Source organism: Aeromicrobium sp. (assembly GCF_014378035.1).
Taxonomy (GTDB): domain Bacteria; phylum Actinomycetota; class Actinomycetes; order Propionibacteriales; family Nocardioidaceae; genus Aeromicrobium.
This window is the reverse complement of record NZ_JACMOM010000125.1, coordinates 1-9693: the sequence shown is the minus strand read 5'-3', so window position 1 is coordinate 9693 and position 9693 is coordinate 1. Positions and strand designations below refer to the sequence as shown.

At 66.1% G+C, this 9693-nt stretch carries 12 protein-coding genes; 7 read left to right on the top strand and 5 right to left on the bottom strand.

All coding sequences use genetic code 11. From position 1 onward, the window contains the following. The coding region (gene recA / locus H7290_RS06305; RefSeq protein ID WP_290513170.1) for a recombinase RecA at window positions 1-905 on the top strand (905 nt) is incomplete at its 5' end. Window positions 906-908: 3 nt separating this feature from the next. After that, complete coding sequence (locus H7290_RS06300) at window positions 909-1427, top strand: regulatory protein RecX (protein WP_290513169.1); 519 nt, start codon at window positions 909-911, stop codon at window positions 1425-1427. A gap of 54 nt (window positions 1428-1481) precedes the next feature. Here the strand turns inward: H7290_RS06300 and H7290_RS06295 are convergent, their stop codons facing one another. Next, window positions 1482-2030, bottom strand: coding sequence for a PadR family transcriptional regulator (locus H7290_RS06295; protein ID WP_290513167.1), 549 nt, complete (start codon window positions 2028-2030; stop codon window positions 1482-1484). A gap of 49 nt (window positions 2031-2079) precedes the next feature. Between H7290_RS06295 and H7290_RS06290 the strand changes: the two genes are divergently transcribed. Together H7290_RS06290 and H7290_RS06285 are read left to right on the top strand one after the other, a co-directional pair. Next, the gene (locus H7290_RS06290) at window positions 2080-3165 is read left to right on the top strand and encodes an exo-alpha-sialidase (RefSeq protein ID WP_290513166.1); all 1086 of its coding nucleotides are present in this window, start codon (window positions 2080-2082) and stop codon (window positions 3163-3165) included. A gap of 28 nt (window positions 3166-3193) precedes the next feature. Next, a complete protein-coding gene (locus tag H7290_RS06285; protein ID WP_290513165.1) occupies window positions 3194-3652 on the top strand; it encodes a hotdog fold domain-containing protein in 459 nt (152 codons plus the stop codon). 20 nt (window positions 3653-3672) lie between these two features. On the opposite strand, the gene H7290_RS06280 is transcribed toward H7290_RS06285, so the two are convergent. The 4 genes from H7290_RS06280 to H7290_RS06265 form a co-directional block, all read right to left on the bottom strand. Next, window positions 3673-4545, bottom strand: coding sequence for an amino acid ABC transporter permease (locus H7290_RS06280; RefSeq protein WP_290513164.1), 873 nt, complete (start codon window positions 4543-4545; stop codon window positions 3673-3675). Further along, window positions 4545-5189, bottom strand: coding sequence for an amino acid ABC transporter permease (locus H7290_RS06275; protein WP_290513163.1), 645 nt, complete (start codon window positions 5187-5189; stop codon window positions 4545-4547). The genes H7290_RS06280 and H7290_RS06275 overlap by 1 nt, the downstream gene beginning before the upstream one ends. A gap of 78 nt (window positions 5190-5267) precedes the next feature. Next, window positions 5268-6152 (bottom strand): glutamate ABC transporter substrate-binding protein, encoded by an 885-nt coding sequence (locus H7290_RS06270; protein ID WP_290513162.1) that lies wholly within the window; start codon window positions 6150-6152, stop codon window positions 5268-5270. A 38-nt stretch (window positions 6153-6190) separates the two neighbouring features. Beyond that, window positions 6191-6919, bottom strand: coding sequence for an amino acid ABC transporter ATP-binding protein (locus H7290_RS06265; RefSeq protein ID WP_290513171.1), 729 nt, complete (start codon window positions 6917-6919; stop codon window positions 6191-6193). Between the two features lie 197 nt (window positions 6920-7116). Between H7290_RS06265 and H7290_RS06260 the strand changes: the two genes are divergently transcribed. From H7290_RS06260 to H7290_RS06250, 3 genes are all read left to right on the top strand, one after another. Then, window positions 7117-7407 carry a hypothetical protein gene (locus H7290_RS06260; RefSeq protein WP_290513161.1) on the top strand — a complete coding sequence of 97 codons (291 nt, stop codon included), beginning with the start codon at window positions 7117-7119 and terminating at the stop codon, window positions 7405-7407. Window positions 7408-7459: 52 nt separating this feature from the next. After that, window positions 7460-8986 (top strand): protein kinase, encoded by a 1527-nt coding sequence (locus tag H7290_RS06255; RefSeq protein WP_290513160.1) that lies wholly within the window; start codon window positions 7460-7462, stop codon window positions 8984-8986. A gap of 92 nt (window positions 8987-9078) precedes the next feature. Beyond that, window positions 9079-9627, top strand: coding sequence for a hypothetical protein (locus H7290_RS06250; RefSeq protein WP_290513159.1), 549 nt, complete (start codon window positions 9079-9081; stop codon window positions 9625-9627). Window positions 9628-9693 lie beyond the last annotated feature (66 nt).

The following is a 9693-nucleotide window of genomic DNA, read 5'->3' as shown; positions in this document are numbered from 1 at the left end:
TCGCGCTCGGCATCGGCGGGCTTCCCCGCGGTCGTGTCGTCGAGATCTACGGCCCCGAGTCCTCGGGCAAGACCACGGTCGCGCTCCACGCGGTGGCCAACGCCCAGAAGGCCGGCGGGGTCGCCGCTTTCATCGATGCGGAGCACGCGCTCGACCCCGAGTACGCCAAGCGTCTCGGGGTCGACACCGACGCGCTCCTCATCTCGCAGCCCGACAGTGGTGAGCAGGCCCTCGAGATCGCCGACATGCTGATCCGCTCGGGCGCCCTCGACATCATCGTCATCGACTCCGTGGCCGCACTCGTGCCTCGGGCCGAGATCGACGGCGAGATGGGTGACAGCCACGTCGGTCTGCAGGCCCGGCTCATGAGCCAGGCGCTCCGCAAGATGACCGGTGCCATCAACGGTTCAGGCACCACGGCGATCTTCATCAACCAGCTGCGCGAGAAGATCGGTGTCATGTTCGGATCGCCCGAGACGACCACGGGCGGCAAGGCACTCAAGTTCTATGCTTCGGTCCGCCTCGACGTCCGGCGTATCGAGACCCTCAAGGACGGCACCGACATGGTCGGTAACCGCACCCGCATCAAGGTCGTCAAGAACAAGCTCGCCCCGCCGTTCAAGCAGGCCGAGTTCGACATCATGTACGGCACGGGCATCAGCCGCGAAGGCAGCCTGATCGACGTGGGCGTCGACACGGGCTTCGTGCGCAAGGCCGGGGCCTGGTACACCTACGAGGGCGATCAGCTGGGCCAGGGCAAGGAGAACTCCCGCAAGTTCCTCAGGGACAATCCTGACCTCGCCAACGAGCTCGAGAAGCGCATCATGGAGCACATGGGCATCGGTGCCAAGGTCGACCAGCCGGTCGACGAGGTCAAGACGCCCCCGAGCGACATCGAGTTCTGATCCATGCCCCGGACTCCTGTCGAGGACATGACGCCGGACGACGTCGCGAGCTTCGCCAAGGAGCTCGTTGTCCGCAAGCTCAGCGAGCGTGCACACAGTCGAAGCGACCTCGCTCAGGCACTCATCCGCAAGCGGGTGCCTGAGGAGGTCGTGGAGGCAACGCTCATCAAGTTCGACGCGGCCGGGCTGATCGACGACGAGGAGTTCGCCCGGGCCTGGGTGCAGTCGCGCCAGCGCAGCAAGGGATTGTCGTCCCGCGCGCTGGGCATGGAGTTGCGCAGCAAGGGAGTCGACGACGACATCTCCAAGGAGGTCCTGTCCGAGCTCGACCCCGATGTCGAGCTCGAGGCTGCGCATCGACTGGTGCAGGTCAAGCTGCGTTCGATGTCGCGCTTCGACGACAAGACCAAGACCCGTCGCCTCATCGGCATGCTGGCTCGCAAGGGCTACTCCGGGCAAATGGCATCCGAGGTCGTGCGCCACGAGCTCGGCGCGCAGGCCCAGGCACTCGACAGCCGGTGACATGCGGTGGGTGGGCGTCAGCTCAGCCGATCTCACTCCTCTGGCGACGGCGGGTCAGAGATCCTTGCGAAGCTTGTTGACGATCTCCACCTCGGAGTCGTAGTAGGCCAGTCCCCACTCGGCGACGCGAGCGGGATACGCCACCGAGTCGTCGTCACCGAGCATGTCGCGCACCGCCTCGAGCTCGTGGCGACGTGCACCGAGAGCCTCGACATAGCTGTCGAGCATCGACTCGACCTCTCCGGGGCCCATGAGGCTGCCCATCAGGAGCCTGAGGGCTATCGGGTGTTTCAAGATCGGAAAGTCGTGCTCCGAGGTGTGAAGCCACGTGGTGAGCGAGTCCCGTCCGACTCCGGTGATGCGGAAGCGTCTGGTGTTTCGCTTGCCCGAGGTGTCGTCGATGGCGTCGACGTAGCCGTGCCGGTTGAGCCGGTCGAGCTCGGTGTAGATCTGGCTCGTGGCGGGGGAGACCCAGTAGAAACGGAGTGTGCGGTCGGCCCGTTGCTTGAGCTCGTAGCCCGTCAGTCCCTGCTCCGACGTGGTGCTGTCAAAGACCAGAAGTCCGAGCAGCGCATACGACGTCGTAGACAGGTTGGCGGTCACAGTCCTAGACTACTGTTCCAGTTAGGAATAGTTATGGAGGCGACATCGCATGTCCGAGATGATTCTGCTGGCAGGTACCCGCAAAGGGCTTTTCATCGGCCGGTCCGACGCCGACCGTGTGCAGTGGCAGTGGGACAAGCCGCTCTTCCCGATGGAGGAGATCTACTCGGCAGCCATTGACACGCGAGGTGGTTCCGTCCGGTTGCTCGCCGGAGCCACGAGCCCGCACTGGGGTCCGCAGGTATTTCGTTCCGACGACCTTGGGCGGTCGTGGGACGAGACCAAAGGTGGAGGGGTCCGCTTTCCCGAAGGCGCTGGCGCTTCTGTCGAGAGGGTCTGGCAGCTTCGACCGGCACCTGCCGGCCAGGATGGCGTGGTCTATGCCGGCACCGAGCCGTCTGCGTTGTTCCGCTCGACCGATCGGGGTGAGACCTTCGAGATCGTGCGCAGCCTCTGGGACCACCCGCATCGTCCGACCTGGGCGCCGGGCGGAGGTGGGCAGGCCGTCCACACGATCATTCCTCATCCCACTGACCCCGACACCGTGACGATTGCCATGTCGACTGGCGGTGTCTATCGCACCGAGGACGGTGGCGACACGTGGAACCCCTACAACCGCGGCATCGGCGCAGACTTCATCCCCGTCGAGATTCCGGAGTACGGCCAGTGCGTGCACAAGGTCGCCATCGATGCAGGCGACCCCGACCGGCTGTACGCCCAGAACCACGGGGGAGTGTTCCGCTCAGACGATGCCGGACGCTCGTGGAGCTCGATAGCCGCCGGCCTTCCGGCCGACTTCGGCTTCCCGATCGTGGCGCACCCGCACAAGGCCGGCACGATCTTCGTGTTCCCGCTGGTCGCCGACATCGAGCGATTCCCACCATCGGGCAAGCCGGCGGTGTGGCGCTCTGACGATGCGGGCGACACGTGGCACGAGACCGGCCCCGGGCTACCGGCCGAGGCGCACACCGCCGTGCTGCGCGACGCTTTCGTCACCGACCAGGAAGACGCCGTCGGCCTCTACCTGGGCACGCGGCACGGCGCCATCTGGGCGAGCAACGACGAGGGCGGCACATGGTCGGAGATCCGCAGCAATCTCCCGGATGTCCTGTGCGTGAGGGGTGCCGTCGTCTGATGAAGTTACTCCTTAGTAACGTTGTCGCATGCCGTCCACGTTGGATCTGTACACGAAACTGACCGCCCTGCCCCAGGGCAAGCGCATCTTCTCGATCGCGTTCGGTCAGAAGGCGCCCTACTTCGCGTCGATCCACCCGCACGTGCAGGAGATGCGGCCGCACTTCGGCCAGGTGCTGATCCCCAAGCGACGCTCGGTCCAGAACCACATCGGTACGGTGCACGCCATCGCGGCATGCAACGGTCTCGAGGCCGCGATGGGTCTGCTCGCCGAGGCCACCTGCCCAGCCGAGATGCGTTGGCTGCCCAAGGGTATGGACGTCAGCTATCTCGCGAAGTCGACGACATCGCTGACCTGCACCGCCATGACGACCGAGGCCGACTGGGCCAATGCGCCCGACGTGCCCGTCACGGTGAGGGCTGTCACGAAGGACGGCACCGTCACGGTCGAGGGCACGATCCACCTATGGGTGACGCCCAAGCACTGAGGGCAGGGCCGGGATTGGGGCTAAGGGCTGGCGTACTGGCTTGATCCGGTGTCCCGGTCGTTGCTTCCCGCCTCCTCCGCTGCCGCGGGGTCGATGGTCGACTCACCACCCAGTCGTTTCTGCGCCCAGGTGGCCAGCATGCTGAGCAGCAGGTTGCAGATGATGTAGATGACTGCCAGCACGAACGCGGTCTGGATCGTGTTGCGGAACTCACCGAAGACGAGCTTGCCGGCATATGTCAGGCCGGGGGCCAGCACGGCGTAGCCGAGACTGGTGTCCTTCAGTGCCACGATGGTCTGGCTGATGATCGCGGGGAGCATGATCCTCACGGCCTGCGGCAGCTGAATGATGCGCATGACCATGGACTTGCGCATGCCCAAGGCGTACGCCGCCTCGGCCTGGCCCCTCGGCACCGCGTTGATGCCGGCGCGGAAGATCTCGGCAAACACCGCACCGTTGTAGAGCACGAGCCCGGCCACGAGTGCGACGAGCGCGTTGCTGCCCGACGTCGGCCCGAGGAAGTACCACGTCGCGATGATGACCATCAGCAGCGGCACGGCGCGGAAGAACTCCACGAACAGCCAGCTCGGCCAGCGCAGCACACGGTGCGCCGAGAGCTTGCCCGAGCCCAGCACCACACCGAGCACCAGTGCGCCGATGATGGCGAACAGTGCCGCCAGCAGGGTCTTGCCGAGTCCCTCCAGCAGCACGTTGACGATGCGCGGGGTGACGAACGGCTCCCAGAGGTCAGCCGCGAACTGGCCCTTGCGCGACAGCTGCCATACGACGAGTCCGACAGTGGCCAGGAGGCCGAGGCTGGAGATGAGTGTGTAGACGCGGTGGCGCGCGAGCGTCTTGGGCCCTGGGGCGTCGAAAAGCACTGATGCGGCCATCAGGAGATCCTCCATCGGCGTTCGAGTGCGCCAGCCGCCAAGGAGATCATCTCGACGATCACGATGTAACCGAGCGCAATGCCCAGGAAGATCCACCAGAGCTGCGCAGGATTGTTGTTGAGGAGGGCCTTCATCGTCGCGGTGCCCTCGGTGAGGCCGAAGATCGAGCAGAGGGAGGTGTTCTTGGTCAGAGCGATCAGGATGCTGGCCAGCGGCGGCACCACGGCGCGGAACGATTGCGGCAGGATCACGTGCTGCATCGTCTGGTTGAAGCCGAGGCCGGTCGATCGGGCCGCCTCGGCCTGGCCGATGGGTATGGAGTTGACTCCCGAGCGGATTGCCTCGCAGACGAACGACGAGGTGTAGAGCGTGAGCGCAAGGATGTTCAACCAGAAGTAGCCGGGGCGGATGTCCAGCTTGGGCAGCCCGAAGATCACGAGCAGCAGGAGCACCAGCAACGGGGTGTTGCGAAATACCGTGACATAGAGCGACGCAGCCCTGTTGAGCACCGAGACCGGTCCGATGCGCATGCCGGCGAGCACGGTGCCGAACACCAGCGACGACGCACCCGCGACGAGCACGAGCCGGAGCGTCATCCAGAACGACTCGACCAGCGTCCCGACGTTGTCGATCAGGATCTGCACAGGGGTTCACTCTCCTTTCGTGACGGTGGAACGGCCGCGTCGGGGGCACCGATCGGTGCCCCCGACGCAGTCATCGGGTCAGGCGCAGGCGTCCATCGCGGGCGGGGCCGGGGTCTCGACCCCTGACTTGCCGAGCGTGGCCTCGAAGGCCTTGGCCCAGTCGCCGTCGTCCTGCGCGCCCTTGATCGTCTTGCTCACAAACTGGCACAGCTCGGGCTTGTCCTTCGCGTAGCCGATGCCGTAGTTCTCCGTGGAGAACGGGTCACCGACGACCTCGAGCTCGTCGGGGTTCTCGGCGGCGTAACCGAGCAGGATCGAGCCGTCCGTCGTCATGGCGCCGATAGCACCGTCGAGCACCTGGTCACGGCACTGTGAGTAGGTCTCGAAGCCGCGGGTCTTGGCGCCCTTGGCCTTGACCTGGTCGAGCGAGGTCGAGCCGGTGACCGAGCAGACCTCCTTGCCCTTGACGTCTGCGACCGACTTGATGTCGCTGCCCTTCTTGACCAGCAGCTGCTGGCCCGTGACGTAGTACGGACCGGCCTGACCGACGACCTGCCGGCGCTCGGGAGTGATCGAGTAGGAGGCGATCACGAGGTCGACGGTGCCCTTCTGCAGGAACGGCTCGCGGTTGTCCGAGATCGTCTCGACCCACTCGACGTCGTCGGCCTTGATGCCGAGCTTGGCAGCGATGAGCTTGCCCATCTCGACGTCGAACCCGACCGGGATGCCGTCGCCGGCCTTCTTGAACCCAAGTCCCGGCTGGTCGTACTTCACGCCGATCTTGATCTTTCCGGCCTCTGCGAGCGCCTTCATGGGGGTGCCGTCTTCAAATTTGCTGGCCGCGTTCTTCTCGACCGCGTTGTTGACGGGGTTCTTGTCCTCTTCGCCGGCGTTGCCGCAGGCCGAGAGCGCGAGTACGGCAGTGGCGGCAAGGGCCGCCCATTTCGCCTGGCGAATGTACATGTGATCTCTTTCCCTCGATGTGCCGTGCCTTGGTGGGATCAGTGGGTGAGGATCTTGCTGAGGAAGTCTTTGGCGCGGTCGCTCTTCGGGTGGTCGAAGAACTCCTCGGGAGTGTTCTCCTCGACGATGCGGCCGTCGGCCATGAAGATGACGCGGTCGGCGGCGGTGCGGGCAAAACCCATCTCGTGCGTGACGACGATCATGGTCATGCCGCCACGTGCGAGGTCGACCATGGTGTCGAGCACCTCCTTGATCATCTCGGGATCGAGAGCCGACGTCGGCTCGTCGGAGGGCATGACCTTGGGGTCCATCGCCAGTGCTCGTGCGATGGCGACGCGTTGCTGCTGACCCCCGGACAGCTGGGCGGGGAGCTTGGACGCCTGTGACTCGACGCCCACGCGGGTGAGCAGCGCGACTCCGAGCTTCTCGGCGTCGGCCTTCGACTTCTTGCGCACCTTGATCGGACCGAGGGTGACATTTTCGAGCACCGTCTTGTGGGCGAACAGGTTGAACGACTGGAAGACCATGCCGACGTCGGCGCGCAGCTGGGCCAGGTCCTTGCCCTCAGCCGGCAGTGGCGTGCCGTCGATGGCGATGGTGCCGTCCTCGATCGTCTCGAGTCGGTTGATCGCACGGCACAACGTCGACTTGCCCGAGCCGGACGGCCCGATCACGACGACAACTTCGCCCGGGGCGACGTTCAGCTCGATGTCGTGCAGGACGTGGAGATTGCCGAACCACTTCTGCACTCCGTGCATCGAGACCATGGGGATTGCGTCAGACATGGGGGACAACCTAGCCCGAAAGAACTAGTTCATGGTAACTGGTTGCGAGGCGACACGGAGTCGGGCTCGCGAGCACCACGCACGTGGTCCGTATTCGGGTTGCTGAGTCGGACGAGCCGCATGAGGATCGAGAACACCAGGTTGACGTGGCCGGTGGTGCAGATCGGAAGGGGACACTCGTGACGCGTGCGTTGGCGGTCCTCGGTCTGTTGTCCGCTGTCATCGTGGGCGGGCTGGTCGCTCGGGTCGGGGTGCCGACTGGAGAAGGAGCGCCCACGGTGGGTTCGCCGAGCGCCAGCAGCCGGCCGCCGGTGCGGGCGCCGATCGCCGATCGGCCCGATGCGCGCCGACGCGCGATCGAGCGGGCGGCGCAGCACCAGGGACAGGAGCTGCAGCCTCCGCCACCGCTTCTCCCTGACTCCGTCCGTGAGATCCCGCCGTCCGATCGGCCCACGCTTCCTCACCCCTGACGTCGTCGTGCCTCGGCCGGACACAGGCCGTTCGAGCCATTACCATTTTCCGGTGAGCACCTTGGTGAACGAGCGCTACGAGCTCGACGACGTCCTCGGATCCGGAGGCATGGGGCGGGTCTATCGGGCCCGCGACACCCGGCTGTCCCGCACCGTGGCGATCAAGCTTTTGCACAACGGCGGACCGTCGGAGGATGTCTCGCGTCTGCGGATGAAGTCGGAAGCCCAGCTGGCCGGGGCACTGCACCATCCCGGCATCGCCCAGATCTTCGATTACGACGAGGACCGGTCGAGCGACGACAGAAATCCCTTCATCGTCATGCAGTACGTCAGCGGTGTCTCGCTGGCGGAGGTCATCCGTGAGCGGGGGGTCATCAGCCCGAGCGAGGTGATGTCGATCGTCGCGCAGGTCGCCGACGCCCTCGACTCAGCACACCGGGCCGGCATCATCCACCGCGACCTCAAGCCCGCCAACATCATGCTCACCCCCGATTCGCGCACCGTGCTGGTGGACTTCGGCATAGCACTGTCCGAGACGAGTGAGCCGCTCACCGCCACCGGCACGATCCTGGGGACGGCTGACTACGTCAGCCCTGAGCAGGCTTCTGGACGCACCGCGACGGGCCGGTCTGACCTCTACTCCCTGGGTGTCGTCGCTCACCACTGCCTGTCGGGCCAGTCGCCCTTCCGCCGAAACTCGCACATCGCCACGGCGCTCGCTCACCTCCACGATGACGTTCCTCCGCTGGGCGAGGAGGTGCCGCCCGACGTCCGTGCGCTGGTGGAGGCGCTCACAGCGAAGAACCCCGCGGACCGGCCCGCCTCGGCCGACGTGGTCGCCGACATGGCGTCAGCGACCGGCCCACTCAGCCCGGTCGACATCCCGACGACACTGACGATCCCGGCGGCACATGCCCCGGTGGTGAAGGTCGCGGAGCCGGAGGGCCCAGCCACCGCGGTGGCTCCGGTGACGCCCGAAGCGCCGGATCGTTCGCGGAGGCGGGCGCTGCTCCTCGGGGCGGCCGGGGTCGTGGTGGCCGCGCTCGCACTGATGGGCGTGCAAGCCGTGGGTGCCGATGACACGGCCGTGCCTGGTGTCGTCGGCATGGATGCGGCAGACGCGGCTCGCACGCTGCGCGACGCTGATTTCACCGTCGAGAAGCGGTCGGTCGATGTCGCGGACGCCGACCCGAACCAGGTCACGAAGCAGTCACCGGCGAAGGGGTCAGATGCGCCGACGAACAAGGTCGTGACCATCAGCGTCGCGTCGGGCAAGGTCCGCGTGGCGGCAGACGACGTGATCGGTATGTCGTACTCGAAGGCATCGGCAGCGATGGAGCGTCTCGGTCTGGTGGTCAAGCGCGACACCGTTGCTCAGTCAGCAGGCGTGGGGACGGTCGTGGGCGTCGACCGATCGGGCCGGCTGAGTTCCGGTTCGACCATCACCCTCGCCGTTGCCGTGGCCCCGACTGTCGCTGCGCCGGTCGCCCCACAGAGTGGTGTCGTCGGCGGAGACAGTGGTGGCGGCGATGGCAAGGTCAAGGGCGGCGGCGGCAAGGGGAAGTCGAAGGCCGGGTAGACCGGTCAGGCAACGCACGCCCTCCACATCGTGGAGGGTTTGGACGATGGGGCAGGCGGGTATCTCTCCTTCACACTCAACTGGAGGTTTTCGTGGCTCTCAACACCGTTTCCCGCTCTCTGCACGACATCGGACTCTCAGCCTGGTTCGGTGGCACCCTGGCCAATGCCGTGGCACTCAACCCGGCAGCGTCTGCCGCCGGGAATGCCGCTGACGCCGGCGCGGTGGTCAACGCCGGCTGGGACCGCTGGACCCCGATCAACGCGGCTGCCATCGGGGCGCACGTGATCGGAAGCATCGGCCAGCTGCAGGGCAACAGCGAGCGACTGGGCAAGCAGCAGGGCGTGGCCTCGATGGCGCTGGTCAAGACCGGCCTCACCGCTGCCGCGTTGGGAGCGACGGCCTACAGCCGGGTTCTCGGCCGCAAGGTGTCCGAGCAGACCCACGTCCCCGTGGTTTCCGGCACCGAGCCCGCGGCGTCGACGCCCCCGGAGGTCGCTGCTGCACAACGCCAGCTTCGTCTGCTTCAGTGGGCCATCCCTGCACTGACCGGGGCGGTCGTCATCGTCAGCGCGTTTGCTGGTGAGCAGCAGCGCGCGTCGGAGGCCCACAAGGGTCTCGCCAAGCGGCTGGTTGGTTGAGTTGCTGTTCTTCAGCAACCGATTGGGGTGTTTCGGGTCGCTGGCGACCTCGATGTTCTCCACAGC